This is a genomic window from Pseudomonas sp. UTLPPB19802 (genome assembly GCF_059730225.1).
On the sequence record NZ_AP048545.1, the window covers coordinates 1,747,787 to 1,761,827 of the forward strand.

The 14,041-nt window shown below is 63.9% G+C and carries 16 protein-coding genes; 12 read left to right on the forward strand and 4 right to left on the reverse strand.

Annotated features, from left to right (window positions below):
• Window positions 1-77: 77 nt before the first annotated feature.
• The 4 genes from AC6I6U_RS07905 to AC6I6U_RS07920 all read left to right on the forward strand — a co-directional run bounded on the left by AC6I6U_RS07905 (window position 78) and on the right by AC6I6U_RS07920 (window position 4,740).
• Complete coding sequence (locus AC6I6U_RS07905; protein ID WP_497881419.1) at window positions 78-2,441, forward strand: DNA polymerase II; 2,364 nt, start codon at window positions 78-80, stop codon at window positions 2,439-2,441.
• Between the two features lie 162 nt (window positions 2,442-2,603).
• Window positions 2,604-2,840 (forward strand): DUF2790 domain-containing protein, encoded by a 237-nt coding sequence (locus tag AC6I6U_RS07910; protein WP_497881420.1) that lies wholly within the window; start codon window positions 2,604-2,606, stop codon window positions 2,838-2,840.
• 94 nt (window positions 2,841-2,934) lie between these two features.
• Window positions 2,935-4,152, forward strand: coding sequence for a cytochrome c biogenesis protein DipZ (locus AC6I6U_RS07915; protein ID WP_497881421.1), 1,218 nt, complete (start codon window positions 2,935-2,937; stop codon window positions 4,150-4,152).
• Between the two features lie 261 nt (window positions 4,153-4,413).
• Complete coding sequence (locus AC6I6U_RS07920) at window positions 4,414-4,740, forward strand: hypothetical protein (protein WP_497881422.1); 327 nt, start codon at window positions 4,414-4,416, stop codon at window positions 4,738-4,740.
• A 250-nt stretch (window positions 4,741-4,990) separates the two neighbouring features.
• Here AC6I6U_RS07920 and AC6I6U_RS07925 read toward each other — a convergent pair whose 3' ends face one another.
• Complete coding sequence (locus AC6I6U_RS07925; protein ID WP_017903103.1) at window positions 4,991-5,338, reverse strand: cupin domain-containing protein; 348 nt, start codon at window positions 5,336-5,338, stop codon at window positions 4,991-4,993.
• Between the two features lie 81 nt (window positions 5,339-5,419).
• Window positions 5,420-6,334 (reverse strand): LysR family transcriptional regulator, encoded by a 915-nt coding sequence (locus AC6I6U_RS07930; RefSeq protein WP_497881423.1) that lies wholly within the window; start codon window positions 6,332-6,334, stop codon window positions 5,420-5,422.
• A gap of 81 nt (window positions 6,335-6,415) precedes the next feature.
• On the opposite strand from AC6I6U_RS07930, the gene AC6I6U_RS07935 reads away from it, so the two are divergent.
• Window positions 6,416-7,183 carry a sulfite exporter TauE/SafE family protein gene (locus tag AC6I6U_RS07935; RefSeq protein ID WP_497881424.1) on the forward strand — a complete coding sequence of 256 codons (768 nt, stop codon included), beginning with the start codon at window positions 6,416-6,418 and terminating at the stop codon, window positions 7,181-7,183.
• Here the strand turns inward: AC6I6U_RS07935 and AC6I6U_RS07940 are convergent.
• Window positions 7,173-7,487, reverse strand: a complete 315-nt coding sequence (locus AC6I6U_RS07940) for a putative quinol monooxygenase (protein ID WP_497881425.1) — start codon at window positions 7,485-7,487, stop codon at window positions 7,173-7,175. The two genes, AC6I6U_RS07935 and AC6I6U_RS07940, sit on opposite strands and share 11 nt — an antisense overlap.
• 205 nt (window positions 7,488-7,692) lie before the next feature.
• On the opposite strand from AC6I6U_RS07940, the gene mdaB reads away from it, so the two are divergent.
• The 7 genes from mdaB (at window position 7,693) to AC6I6U_RS07975 (ending at window position 13,170) form a co-directional block, all read left to right on the forward strand.
• Window positions 7,693-8,283, forward strand: a complete 591-nt coding sequence (gene mdaB, locus AC6I6U_RS07945; protein WP_497881426.1) for an NADPH:quinone oxidoreductase MdaB — start codon at window positions 7,693-7,695, stop codon at window positions 8,281-8,283.
• Window positions 8,284-8,338: 55 nt separating this feature from the next.
• The gene (locus AC6I6U_RS07950) at window positions 8,339-9,247 is read left to right on the forward strand and encodes a LysR substrate-binding domain-containing protein (protein WP_497881427.1); all 909 of its coding nucleotides are present in this window, start codon (window positions 8,339-8,341) and stop codon (window positions 9,245-9,247) included.
• A gap of 150 nt (window positions 9,248-9,397) precedes the next feature.
• Complete coding sequence (locus AC6I6U_RS07955; protein ID WP_497881428.1) at window positions 9,398-10,291, forward strand: NAD-dependent epimerase/dehydratase family protein; 894 nt, start codon at window positions 9,398-9,400, stop codon at window positions 10,289-10,291.
• Window positions 10,292-10,431: 140 nt separating this feature from the next.
• Window positions 10,432-10,800: a glyoxalase superfamily protein gene (locus AC6I6U_RS07960; RefSeq protein WP_497881429.1), complete on the forward strand. Its 369-nt coding sequence runs from the start codon at window positions 10,432-10,434 to the stop codon at window positions 10,798-10,800.
• Between the two features lie 114 nt (window positions 10,801-10,914).
• Window positions 10,915-12,264: a UDP-N-acetylmuramate:L-alanyl-gamma-D-glutamyl-meso-diaminopimelate ligase gene (gene mpl / locus AC6I6U_RS07965; protein WP_497881430.1), complete on the forward strand. Its 1,350-nt coding sequence runs from the start codon at window positions 10,915-10,917 to the stop codon at window positions 12,262-12,264.
• Window positions 12,261-12,890: a flavin prenyltransferase UbiX gene (gene ubiX / locus AC6I6U_RS07970; protein ID WP_497881431.1), complete on the forward strand. Its 630-nt coding sequence runs from the start codon at window positions 12,261-12,263 to the stop codon at window positions 12,888-12,890. Before mpl ends, ubiX begins: the two co-directional genes overlap by 4 nt.
• Window positions 12,883-13,170, forward strand: a complete 288-nt coding sequence (locus AC6I6U_RS07975) for a YceK/YidQ family lipoprotein (RefSeq protein ID WP_497881432.1) — start codon at window positions 12,883-12,885, stop codon at window positions 13,168-13,170. The genes ubiX and AC6I6U_RS07975 overlap by 8 nt, the downstream gene beginning before the upstream one ends.
• Window positions 13,171-13,384: 214 nt before the next feature.
• Here the strand turns inward: AC6I6U_RS07975 and AC6I6U_RS07980 are convergent, their stop codons facing one another.
• Window positions 13,385-14,026 carry a Rossmann-fold NAD(P)-binding domain-containing protein gene (locus tag AC6I6U_RS07980; RefSeq protein ID WP_497881433.1) on the reverse strand — a complete coding sequence of 214 codons (642 nt, stop codon included), beginning with the start codon at window positions 14,024-14,026 and terminating at the stop codon, window positions 13,385-13,387.
• Between the last annotated feature and the right edge of the window lie 15 nt (window positions 14,027-14,041).

The window sequence follows — 14,041 nt, forward strand, 5'->3', positions numbered from 1 at the left end:
CCACTTGCCCAAACGTTATCCGCACACCCCCCGACACAGTAGAATCACAGCCAGTAATCGGTCTTGAGGTGGCGGTGGTGGATCTACAGCAGGGTTTTGTCCTGACCCGGCATTGGCGCGACACCCCCGCGGGTACGCAGGTCGAATTCTGGTTGGCGACCGACGATGGCCCCCGCCATGTGCGCTTGCCGCCGCAGCCTTCGGTGGCGTTCATTCCCGCAGAACAGCGCGAGCGCGCGGAAAGTCTCCTGCGCAACGAGCGCGGCGTGGAACTGCGTCCGCTGGAGCTGATGGACTTCCATCATCGGCCGGTGCTCGGTTTGTACTGCCAGCAACATCGACAGTTGATGAACATCGAGAAGCTGCTGCGCCAGGCTGGCGTGGATGTCTACGAAGCCGATGTGCGTCCGCCCGAGCGTTTCCTCATGGAGCGTTTCATCACCGCGCCGGTGCTGTTCGCCGGTACGCCGAATGCCGACGGGCCGCTGCTCGACACCCAACTCAAGGCGACGCCGGACTATCGGCCGCGATTGAAACTGGCCTCCCTGGATATCGAAACCACCCGGCGCGGCGAGCTGTATTCCATCGCCGTGGAAGGCTGTGGCGAGCGCCAGGTATACATGCTCGGACCACCGAATGGCGATGCCAGCCAGGTCGACTTCAAGCTCGAGTATCGAGAGAGTCGCGGCGAACTGCTCGAAGCCCTCAACGAGTGGCTGGTGCGGCACGATCCGGATGCGATCATCGGCTGGAACGTGGTGCAGTTCGACCTGAAGGTGCTGCATGAACATGCCCAGCGCCTGAACGTCCCGCTGCGCCTGGGGCGGGGCGGCGACGTCATGGGCTGGCGCGACAACGGTGCGAGCAACACCCACTATTTCGCGGCGGCGGCCGGCCGGCTGATCATCGACGGGATCGAGGCGCTGCGTTCGGCGACCTGGAGCTTCCCGTCCTTCAGCCTCGAATACGTGTCGCAGCACCTGCTCGGCGAGGGCAAGGCGATCGACAACCCCTACCAGCGCATGGACGAAATCGACCGCATGTTCGCCGAGGACAAGCCGGCCCTGGCGCGCTACAACCTCAAGGACTGCGAGCTGGTCACGCGGATCTTCGACAAGACCCAGTTGCTGACCTTCCTGCTTGAACGCGCCACCGTCACCGGCCTGCCGGTCGACCGCAGTGGCGGCTCGGTGGCGGCCTTCACCCACCTGTACATGCCGCTGATGCATCGCCAGGGCTTCGTCGCGCCGAACCTTGGCGAGCGCATGCCCGAGGCCAGCCCCGGCGGTTTCGTCATGGACTCGCGGCCGGGCCTCTACGAATCGGTGCTGGTACTGGACTACAAGAGCCTGTACCCGTCGATCATCCGCACCTTCCTGATCGACCCGGTGGGGCTGGTCGAGGGCTTGCGGCATCCCGATGACAGCGAGTCGGTGGCCGGTTTTCGCGGCGCACGCTTTTCCCGTACACGGCATTGCCTGCCGTCGATCGTCGAGAACGTCTGGCAGGGCCGCGAGGCGGCCAAGCGCGACGGCAATGCGCCGTTGTCCCAAGCGCTGAAGATCATCATGAACGCCTTCTACGGCGTGCTCGGCTCCAGTGGCTGCCGCTTCTTCGATACCCGGCTGGCCTCGTCGATCACCATGCGCGGGCACGAGATCATGCGCCAGACCCGGCAACTGATCGAAGCCCAGGGCTACACGGTGATCTACGGCGACACCGACTCGACCTTCGTCTGGCTCAAGCGCGCCCACGACCAGGAGGAGGCCGCTCGGATCGGTCGTCGACTGGTGGCCGGAGTCAACGACTGGTGGCGCGAACACCTGCAGCGCGAAATGGGTTTGAGCAGCGCCCTGGAGCTGCAGTTCGAGACGCACTTCAGCCGCTTCCTGATGCCGACCATCCGCGGTGCCGAGGAGGGCAGCAAGAAGCGTTATGCCGGGCTGGTGGTCCGCGCCGACGGCAGCGAGGAGGTGATCTACAAGGGCCTGGAAACCGTGCGCAGCGACTGGTCGCCGTTGGCGCAGGAGTTCCAGCAGGAACTCTACCAGCGCATCTTCCGCCGCCAGCCGTATCAGGATTATGTCCGCGACTATGTGCGGCGCACCCAGGCCGGCGAGCTGGATGAGCGGCTGGTGTATCGCAAGCGCCTGCGCCGGCAACTGGGCGACTACCAGCGCAATATCCCGCCCCAGGTGCGTGCGGCGCGGCTGGCCGACGAGTACAACGCCGCCCTGGGGCGTCCGCGGCAATACCAGCGAGGCGGCTGGATCAGTTACGTGATCACCCTGGCCGGGCCGGAACCGCTGGAAGTGCGCCGTTCGCCCATCGACTATGAACATTACATCACCAAGCAGCTACAGCCGGTGGCGGACGCGATCCTGCCGTTCGTGCAGGACGATTTCAGCACCCTCATCGGCGGGCAGATGGGCCTGTTCTGACGATTATGTATTGCAATGTATCTGAGGGCCGCAGGGATACGTGCGGACTTCAGAACCCCGGGTTGCGCACACATTCGAGATACCTCAAGGGCGTCAAATAGGTTCCAAGGAGGCAGACAGCACTGGCTCCAACCCACCGAACGACAACTTGAGGAAATCACCATGAAACTGAAAGCACTCTGCACCGCCGGCCTCGTTTGCGCCCTGAGCCTCCTGGCCATCGCCGCCCCGGCCCAGGCCGCCAGCGCCAAGCCGGACATCCAGCACGTGGTGTCGATCACCACCGATGCGATGGGCAACTGCGGTGTCGCCAATGCGCACATGACCTACCTGGACTCCAAGGGTCAGACCCATACCCTGGAATACGGCAAGTTCGCCAGCTGCAACCTGGGCAGCTGATCCCTTGGGAATCGGTTTCGCACACTCTCCTCCACCCGCATGAAACCGTACCGCGCCGCGGCCGGTTTCATGCCCGCATCTGCCAGGTGACGTCATGCTGCTTATCGCTTTCCTGGGCGGGATACTGACGGTGCTCAGTCCTTGCATCCTGCCGGTCGTACCTTTTCTTTTCGCTCGGGCGGATCGCTCCCGCTCGTCGGTGCTGTTGACGCTGGCCGGCATGGCGCTGACCTTCGCGCTGGTGTCGAGCCTGGCGGTGGTCAGCAGCGCCTGGGTGATCCAGGCCAACGCCGCTGGCCGCCAGCTGGCGCTGATCGTGATGGTGCTGTTCGCCCTGTCGCTGATTTCCGCCCGTGCAGGGGCCTGGCTGTCGCGGCCGTTCGTATTGCTGGGCAATCGCCTCGACCCGGCTGCACGCCAGTTGTCCGGGCCGTTGGCCGCGGTGTTGGTCGGTATCGCCACCGGGCTGTTGTGGGCGCCGTGTGCCGGGCCGATTCTCGGCGTGATCCTGACCAGCGCCATGCTCCAGGGCGCCAACGCGCAGACCAGCGTGTTGCTGTTGGCCTATGGCTTGGGCAGTGCCTTGTCCCTTGGTACGCTGATTTTCGCCGGACGTGGCCTGGTCAATCGGCTCAAACCGTCGATCCCGGTGACCGGCTGGTTGCGCCGCGGAGCCGGTGTGCTGGTACTGCTGTCGGCGGTGCTGATCTCGACCGGGGCGAACAACACTTTGCTGGCCGGTACCTCGTCACAGGGCTCGGCATCGGTGGAGCAGGGATTGCTCAAGCAGATTCCCAAGGCCATCGACTACGTGATCAGCAAGGCCAACGCAGCCACGGCAGTCGACCTGGAAACCAAGGGCGTGATGCCGTCGCTGGAGGGTGCGGTGGAGTGGTTGAACTCGGCGCCGCTGAATCGTGAGTCCCTGCGCGGCAAGGTGGTGCTGGTGGACTTCTGGACCTACGACTGCATCAACTGCCAGCACACCCTGCCTTATGTGAAGGACTGGGCGAAGAAGTACGAAAAGGATGGGCTGGTAGTGATCGGGGTGCATACGCCCGAGTATGCCTACGAGAAGATCCTCGGCAACGTTCGCCAGCAGGTGAAGGAACTGGGGATCGGTTATCCGGTGGCGATCGACAACGACTACCGCATCTGGCGGGCTTTCGATAACCAGTACTGGCCGGCCCACTACCTGATCGATGCCAAGGGGCAGGTGCGCTACACCCATTTCGGCGAAGGTCGTTACGACGAGCAGGAAAAGGTCATCCAGGCCCTGCTGCAGGAGGCCAAGGCTGGCAACGCCAGCTGAGTCCTGAGGCAAGGCAGCGATAGCCGCAAAGTCCCGCGACGGGCTTTGCGGCTTTTTTGTGGGCGGCTGTTCGAGTCGGGCATGACCCTGTTGTATCAGACTGTGTACCCAGCCCGACGCCATACACTGCGCGACCTTATTGCCCGTTCGCGACACACGGCGGATACAGCCCTGCGTTGAAATGTACCTGTCGATCGGTGATGCCGGTCCAGGTACTACCCAACCCCAAGAGTCTTACTCACAAACGCAGGAGTGTTACCCATGTTCAAGTTCTCTACCGCTTCCCTGGCCCTCACCCTCGCCCTGGTCGGTGGCCTCGGCCTGTCGAATGCAGCCTCGGCCAATGTGCCGGCAGCCGGTCGCGCTGCGATCAGCCAGCACCTGTTGGCAGAAGGTGGTTCCGACCGTCTGCTGGAGCGTCGTGTGGCTGAAGGCGGTTCGGATCGCTTGCTGGAACGTCGTGTGGCTGAGGGTGGTTCGGATCGTTTGCTGGAGCGTCGTGTAGCCGAGGGCGGTTCGGATCGTTTGCTGGAGCGTCGTGTAGCCGAGGGCGGTTCGGATCGCCTGCTGGAGCGTCGCGTTGCGTGAAGGCTTTCGACCTCTCCAACTATTCCTCTTTTGGAGGCGCGAGCTTTTTGTGGCGAGCGGGCTTGCCCGCGCTGGGCTGCGTAGCGGCCCTGAAAGCGGCAGATGGATTGTGTCAGGCAAGGCGCGTTCCGTGGGTTTGGGTCTGCCTTGCAGCCCAGCGCAGGCAAGCCTGCTCGCCACGCGATTGCACCAAAGACCGGGGCCCTGTGTCTTTCGAGACGGCCCCCGGATTACAAGACACCTTGTACTATCAGGCAAACACGAAGTACTTGCGCACGGTCTCGACCACTTCCCAGGTACCTTTCATGCCCGGCTCGACAATGAAGATATCGCCAGCCTTCAAATGGATCGGCGCCTGACCGTCCGGCGTGATGATGCAGTAGCCTTCCTGGAAGTGGCAGTACTCCCACTTCACATAATCGACCCGCCACTTGCCCGGGGTGCAGATCCAGGTGCCCATGATCTTGCTGCCGTCCTCGCTGTTGTAGGCGTTGAGGTTGACGGTGTGCGGATCGCCTTCGAGCTTTTCCCATTTGCAGGCATCGAGCACCGGCAGTGGGTGGGTATCGCGCAGAACGGTAATCGGTGGATTGGACATGCTGGGCTCCGGAGCACAGGTTCTGAATGAAGCCTGCACCCTAGCGGTGGCGCCCGCCGCGCGGATGTCCAGGCTCGACATTCAACTGTCCATGCGCGCACGACCCGTTGCGACCGGCTCGCCCAGGGCATCGAGCAGGGCCCTGGCATAGGACGGCAGATGCTCGAACGAGCGCGCGCACAGCAGCAGCTTGCGCCTGGCCCAGGGTTCGGGCAGCGGACGGCTGACCAGGCGCGGGTCAACCGGCCAGCGGTCGAGCGTCGCCTGGGGCACGATACCCGGTCCGGCGCCCCTCGCGATCATGCGCAGCACCGCGTCGAAGCTTTCGACCCGAACCCGCAATTGCATGCGCAAGCCCAGGTGCAGCGCCTGTTCCTCCAGGTACACCGCCAGTGCGCTGCCGGCGGCGAGGCCGACCAGTTCATGGCGCAAGGTGTCGCTGAAGGTCGGCTGCGGGACCGCGACCAGCGGATGGTCGCTGGGCATGACCAGCACCAGCGGATCGTCCTGGAACGGTCGCGTTTGCAGGTCCTGGGTGTCCACGGCATCGGAGACGATCCCCAGGTCGGCGACACCCTGGCCGAGGGCGTGGACGATACGCAGGCTGGGCAGTTCCTGCAGGTCGACATCCACTGGCGGATGCTCGCGCAGGAAGTCGGCCAGGCGTTCCGGCAGGTACTCGCTGAGTGCGGTGGTATTGCACAGCAGGCGGACCTGGCCCTTCACGCCGTTGGCATAGTCGGCCAGGTCCTCGCGCAGGCGCTCGCTCTGCAGCAGGATCAGCCGCGCATGCTGGGCCAGCGCCTTGCCCGCTGGCGTCGGGCTGACGCCGCGGCGGCCGCGCAGGAAGAACGGCGTGCCTAGGGACGCTTCCAGGGCGCGGATCCTGGCGCTGGCGGCGGCCAGGGACAGATGGCTGCGCGCGGCCCCGGCGGTAATGTTGCCGGCGTCGAGAATGTTCAGGTACAGGCGCAGGTCGATCAGGTCGAAGTGCATGGTTCAGCCTCTTGTTTCAACAGAGGCTAGCTCAGTGAATCGCAGATTTTCAAATGGAGCCTGCCGGTTCAGCATGGACCCATGAATACTTTTGTCGATTTCTATCACACTCTCGGTCTGGCCCTGTCCCTTCTGGTGCTGGCGACCTTCCTGCTGGCCGGCATGGTCAAGGGCGTGATCGGCCTCGGCCTGCCGACGGTCGCAATGGGGCTGCTCGGCCTGGCTATGCTACCGACGCAGGCTGCGGCACTGCTGATCATTCCTTCGACGCTGACCAACGTCTGGCAACTGGCTGCGGGTGGGCACCTGTCGATGCTGGTCAGGCGCTTGTGGCCAATGCTGCTGGCGATCTTCCTCGGCACCGGGCTCGGCAGCCTGTGGCTGGGCGGGATAGCCGGTGGTGGCTGGGCGGTACGGGCACTGGGTGCGGCGCTGCTGCTGTATGCGGTGTGTGGGCTGTTTCTGCCGACCTTGCGCGTCGGTGGGCGCACCGAGCGCTGGCTGGGGCCCCTGTGTGGCGTGCTCACCGGCATCATCACCTCGGCTACCGGCGTGTTCGTGATTCCTGCGGTGCCCTACCTGCAGGCCCTGGGCTTGAACAAGGACCAGTTGGTGCAGGCGCTGGGCCTGTCATTCACGGTATCGACCCTGGCCCTGGCGGCGGGGTTGTTCTGGCGCGGCGCCCTGGGCGATGGCGCGCTCGGCGCCTCGCTGCTGGCGTTGCTGCCGGCGCTGCTGGGCATGCTGCTGGGGCAGTGGCTGCGCCAGCGGATCAGCGCCGTGCTGTTCAAGCGGGTGTTTTTCATCGGGATGGGGCTGCTGGGCGGGCATCTGTTGATCAGCGGCTAGCCGACGATGGGCTGAGCATGTCGACCAGGCGGATATCGAAATCCCGTTCGAGGAATTCCATGCGCCGCTCGTGGAAGTCCCGCATGTGCGGCAGGGCCGAGTGCACGTCCAGGTGCACCTTCGATTGCCAGATCTCGTAGAAGATGAACAGGGTCGGGTCGGCCTGGTCGCGCAGCATGTGGTATTCGATGCAGCCGTCTTCCTGGCGGCTGGGTTCGACGTAGGCGCGAAACAGCGCCTCGAAGGCCTCGGCCTTTTCCGGGCGGGTCTTGGCGTGCAGGATAAAACCGTAGGGTTGGCTCATGGATTCACTCCGTCTGGGCGGTTCGGGGAGCGGCCATGCTAAGGCAACAATGTTCGCAGGATTCGTGCTGTTAGGGCAAAAGCGATTTGCGCCAGCCCGTCTTTTTCGCCCGTGATGCGAGGGCTAACCTGCGGCCCTTACTTGAACCTGTCGACCCTCACTGCCACTGGGCAGCGCCCTGGGTCCGTTCTCCACGAGGCTGTCCATGAAAAAGATCCTGCTACTCAACGGCGGCAAGCAGTTCGCCCATTCCGCCGGTCGCTACAACACAACCCTGCATGAAACCGCCCTGGCCTATCTCGACCGTTCCGGTTGCGATGTCAAGGAAACCTGGATCGACCAGGGCTACGACGTCGCCGAGGAAGTCGCCAAGTTTCTCTGGGCCGACGTGATCATCTACCAGATGCCTGGCTGGTGGATGGGGGCGCCATGGATCGTGAAGAAATACATCGACGAAGTGTTCACCGCCGGCCACGGCAGCCTTTACGCCAACGATGGCCGGACCCGTTCCGACGCCTCGCAGAAGTACGGCAGCGGCGGCCTGATCCAGGGCAAGCAGTACATGTTGTCGCTGACCTGGAACGCGCCACAGCAAGCTTTCGACGATCCCTCCGACTTCTTCGAGGCCAAGGGCGTGGATGCGGTGTACTTCCCGTTCCACAAGGCCAACGAGTTCCTCGGCATGACCGGCCTGCCGACCTTTCTCTGCGTCGACGTGATGAAGGTCCCGGCCATCGAGGCGGATATCCAGCGCTACGAGCAGCACCTGGCGAAGGTCTTCGATTTGCCGAAGTGAGGTTCCTTTTGCCTCCTGGCCGGCTACTATCAGGGCCTTGAGTCGAGAGGTGAGCGTGAAAGCCAGGTCGGATGAGTTGCAGATTTTCGTGTGCGTGATCGAGTGCGGTTCGATCTCCGCGGCAGCCGAGCAGGTCGGGCAGACGCCGTCGGCGGTCAGCCGCAGCCTGTCGCGCCTGGAGGCCAAGCTCGACACCACGCTGATCAACCGCACCACGCGGCGCATGGACCTGACCGAGGAAGGCAAGTTCTTCTTCGAGCGGGCCAAGCAGATCCTCGAACAGATGGACGACCTGGAAGAGCGCCTGTCCCTGCGCCAGCAGACCCCGGCCGGGCGCCTGCGCATCAACGCCGCCTCGCCGTTCATGCTGCATGCGGTGGTGCCCTACATCGCCGAGTTCCGCAGCCTGTATCCGGACATCCAGCTGGAGCTCAACAGCAACGACCTGATCATCGACCTGCTGGAGCAGAGCACCGACATTGCCATCCGCATCGGCAACCTGGCGGACTCGACCCTGCACGCCCGCTCGTTGGGCAGCAGCCCGTTGAACATCCTGGCCAGCCCGGCGTACCTGGAGCGTTACGGCGTGCCGACCCGTGTCGATGAGCTGTCCACCCATACCCTGCTGGGGTTCACCCAGACCGAAACGCTCAACCACTGGCCGCTGCGCCATGCCCAGGGTGACCGCTGGCTGATCCGTCCCGACATCGCCGCCTCCAGTGGCGAGACCTTGCGCCAGTTGGCGCTGGAGGGGCAGGGCATCGTCTGCCTGTCGCACTTCATGACTCACCAGGACATCCAGTCCGGCCGCCTGCAAGTGCTCCTCCCCGAAGCCAATAGCGGCTACCGCCAGCCGATCCATGCGGTGTACTACCGCAACTCGCAGTTGGCGTTGCGTATCCAGTGTTTCCTCGACTTCATCCAGGGCAAATTGGCGGGGTATGCAGGGCCGGTGGTGGTGTAGAGGTCTGCTGCGGTGATTCAGGAGGGACACTGGTTGTCAGTCGGTCATTCGTGACTCCAGCGCAAGAGTGAATTGGCCAATAGGGGCTTATTCGGCACGGATAAGTTTTCGATACTGGCGCCATCACTTATCCACGCAGGGAGTTTCCCCATGAACGTATTCGTTACCGGCGCAGCCGGCTTCATTGGCGGTTCCATCGCGACTGGCCTGGTCGCCGCCGGCCATCAGGTCACCGGCCTGGTGCGCAGCGCCGAGCAGGCGCAGGAGTTGCGTGACCTGGGCATCACGCCGGTGATCGGCAGCCTGGACGACAGCCAACTGCTCGCTGAACAAGCCCGCCAGGCTGATGCGGTGATCAACGCCGCCAGCAGCGACCACCGCGCTGCGGTGGAAACCCTGATCGACGCCTTGCGCGGCTCCGACAAGGTATTCCTGCATACCAGTGGTTCGAGCATCGTCGGCGACGCTTCCGGTGGCAAGGCCAGCAATATCATCTACTACGAAGGCAAGCTGCCGGAGCCGACCGTCGACAAGGCCGCCCGCGTGGCCATCGACAACCTGGTACTCGATGCTGCGCAATCCGGCGTGCGCTCGGCGGTACTCTGCAACACCCTGATCTACGGCCACAGCCTGGGCGTGAAACGCGACAGCGTGCAATTGCCGCGGCTGCTGAAACAGGCACGCAAGAGTGGCGTGGTGCGTCATGTCGGCACCGGGCAGAACATCTGGTCCAACGTGCACATCGAGGATGTGGTGGCGCTGTACTTGCTGGCACTGACCGGTAATCCAGCGGGCACCTTCTATTTCGTTGAGAGCGGCGAAGCCTCGTTCATCGACATGACCACTGCCATGGCCAAGGCGCTGAACCTCGGTGAGCCGCAGGACTGGCCGCTGGCAGACGCCGAAGCGGAGTGGGGCTACGAGATGGCCAACTACGGCCTGGGTTCCAACAGCCGGGTCCGCGGCACAAACGCCCGTGAACTGCTGGGTTGGGCACCCAAGCGCAACTCGGTGATCGACTGGATTCTCAACGACATGGTTTGAGTCCAGGCGGCTATTCTGGTGATTGGCGTCAGGTTTTTGCGAGCGATGTCGCGATTTTGCGCAATAATGGCACTAAGCCATTAAAGAAACCCGCTTCGTGGCCGAAGCGCTTTGATCCAGAACTGCCAGGAAGACCTGACATGAGCTTCGGTAAGACCACCCCTATTCTGCGAATTTTCGACGAGGGCAAGGCGTTGGAGTTCTACGTCGAGTTCCTGGGTTTCCATGTCGACTGGCAGCATCGTTTCGAGCCAGGGTTTCCACTCTATCTGCAGGTGTCCAAGGGCAACTGCGTGCTGCACTTGAGCGAACACCACGGCGACACCACGCCGGGCTCGGCACTGCGCATCGAAACCGACGAGCTGGAAGCCTTCCGCGAACAACTGCTGGCCAAGGGCTACGGCTATGCGCGCCCCGAGATCCAGGCCATGCCCTGGGGCAGCATGGACATGCCGATCGCCGATCCCTTCGGCAACCGCCTGGTCTTCACCAACGCGATCAGCGTCTGAACCACAGGGCTTCGATCCGGCATCGAAGCCCTGCCGGTCTCCTCGAATCTGAAACACAAGGTGCGATTTCGTCCGCCCTGGGCTAACCTGCGGCCATGTTTTACGAGGTCGACTATGCACATTCATATTCTGGGTATCTGCGGCACCTTCATGGGCTCGATGGCTGTTCTGGCCAAGGAGCTGGGCCATCACGTGACGGGCTCCGATGCCAACGTCTATCCGCCGATGAGCACGCAACTGCAGGCCCAAGGCATCGAACTGACCCAGGGTTATGACCCGGCCCAGCTCGACCCGGCCCCGGACCTGGTGGTGATCGGCAACGCCATGTCCCGTGGCAACCCTGCGGTCGAATACGTGCTGAACAAGGGCCTGCCCTATGTCTCCGGCCCGCAGTGGCTGGCCGACCATGTGCTGCAAGGTCGCTGGGTCCTGGCCGTTGCCGGTACCCATGGCAAGACCACCACCAGCAGCATGCTGGCCTGGGTGCTGGAGCACGCGGGCATGAGCCCGGGCTTTCTGATCGGCGGCGTGCCGCAGAACTTCTCGGTATCGGCACGCCTGGGCGGCACGCCGTTCTTCGTGATCGAGGCCGACGAGTACGACAGTGCGTTCTTCGACAAGCGCTCGAAGTTCGTTCATTACCGTCCGCGGACGGCGATCCTGAACAACCTGGAGTTCGATCACGCGGACATCTTCCCGGACCTGCCGGCCATCGAACGTCAGTTCCACCATCTGGTACGGACCATCCCGAGCGAAGGCCTGGTCATTCACCCGACCACTGAACCCGCGTTGCAACGGGTGATCGAGATGGGCTGCTGGACCCCGGTGCAAACCACCGGCGCCGGCGGCCAGTGGCAGGCGCGCCTGCTCAGCGAGGACGGCTCGCGTTTCGAGGTGTTGTTCGAGGGCGTGGCCCAAGGCACGGTCGAGTGGGAACTGACCGGCCAGCACAACGTCGCCAACGCCCTGGCGACCCTGGCCGCAGCGCGGCATGTCGGCGTGGTCCCGGCGATGGGCATCGCCGGTCTCAGTGCGTTCAAGAGCGTCAAGCGGCGCATGGAAAAGGTCGCCGAAGTCCATGGCGTGACCATCTACGACGACTTCGCCCACCATCCGACCGCCATTGCCACGACCCTCGACGGTCTGCGCAAGAAGGTCGGCGATGCGCCAGTGATCGCCATCATCGAGCCGCGTTCCAACTCCATGAAGCTGGGTGCCCACCGCGACGGCCTGCCGGAGAGCGTGGTCCAGGCCGACCAGGTGATCTGGTACGCGCCGGCCAACCTCGGCTGGGACCTGGGGGCGACGGCGGCCTTGTGCACCGTGCCGTCGATTGTCAGTGACTCGCTGGAAGGCATCATTGAACGGGTGAAGAGCCAGGCCAAGCCTGGCACTCACGTGGTGATCATGAGCAACGGCGGCTTTGGCGGCCTCCACGGCAAGCTGGCCGAGGCCCTGCAGTGAGCGGCCCGGAACGCATCACCCTGGCGATGACCGGCGCCTCCGGCGCGCAATATGGCCTGCGCCTGCTTGATTGCCTGGTGCGCGAGGACCGCGAGGTGCACTTCCTGATCTCCAAGGCCGCGCAGTTGGTAATGGCCACGGAGACCGACGTCAGCCTGCCGCCCAAGCCGCAGGCGATGCAGGCCTTCCTGACCGAGTACACCGGGGCGCAGGCAGGGCAGATCCGCGTGTATGGCAAGGAAGACTGGATGTCTCCGGTGGCCTCCGGCTCGGGTTCGCCTGCGGCGATGGTGGTGGTGCCCTGCTCAACCGGGACGCTATCGGCCATCGCTACCGGTGCCTGTAACAACCTGATCGAGCGGGCGGCGGACGTGACCCTCAAGGAGCGGCGACAGTTGATCCTGGTACCGCGCGAAGCGCCGTATTCGAGCATTCACCTGGAGAACATGCTCAAGTTGTCGAACATGGGCGTGACGATCCTGCCGGCGTCGCCGGGTTTCTATCACCAGCCACAGACCATCGACGACCTGGTGGATTTTGTCGTCGCGCGAATTCTCAACCTGCTGAACATTCCCCAGGACATGCTGCCGCGTTGGGGCGAGCACCACTTGAACAGCAATGAGTAAATCGTTGCTGTGCCTGTTGCTGGCGCTGCAACTGGCCGGTTGCGCCACGGCGCGGACGCTGGATGCCGGCAAGGCCGGGGCGCCGGTCGTCTATGCCGGGACGCGGCTGGACCTGTATGCGTTGCAGGGTGGCTGTTGCGCCCGTGATCGTTTCGGTGCAGACGCTCCGGGTTACCCGGGGTTGGACCTGCCGGCGAGTGCCTTGCTCGATACCGTGCTGTTGCCGTTGTCGGTGTTCACGGCGTTGGGCGTCGGGTTTCAGGCGACGGGTGGTTTGTAGGGCTGGGGACAATGGGCTGGTGGTGACTGGCTACAGTGTTGGCAATGGCAACCGGTGTGGCGAGCGGGCTTGCCCGCGCTCGGTTGCGCAGCAGCCGCAATGCAGTCGCCTGGCTCTATCTGTGATACCGCAATACCAGGTTTTGGGGGCGCCCTGCGCCCCAACGCGGGCAAGCCCGCTCGCCACAAAGCCCGCATCGACAGTAGGTGATGCTTTATTTGCCGAGGCGGCGCAGCTCATCCGATTCGACGACCCGCACGCCATCCTGTTCTTCCAGCGCCAGGCGCCACAGTGCCCGGGCCAGTTGGCAGGCTTCGATCCCGCGGTACTTGCCGGGAATCAATTTCGACAGTGGCGCCGCCAGTTGTTCGGCCAGGCGCGGCTCGCTGCGTTCGCCTATCAGCAACGAGGGGCGGGCAATGGTCAGTTGTGGCCAGCCCTGGGTCTTCAACGACTCTTCCATCTCGCCCTTGACCCGACTGTAGAACACCTTGGATTTCGGGTTGGCATCCACTGCGCTGACCACGATCAGGTGTCGCGCGCCCAACTCCCGCGCCCGCTTTCCGAAAGCCACGACCATGTCGTGGTCGACCGCGCGGAAGGCTTCTTCGGAGCCGGCGAGCTTGATCGTGGTGCCCAGGCAGCAGATTGCCAGGTCGACCCGGCCGCTCAACTGCGGCAGGAAGATCGCCGGGTCGCCGACCGGGTTTTCCAGGTGCGGGTGTTCCGCCAGCGGGCGGCGCGAGGGGGCGAGGACGCGGCTGACGGTCGGCTCGTTGAGCAGGCGGTCCAGCAGATGTTCACCGGTCAGGCCGGTGGCTCCAGCGAGCAGGATGTGCTGAGGCGTCAAGTACATAAGATATCTCCCTTG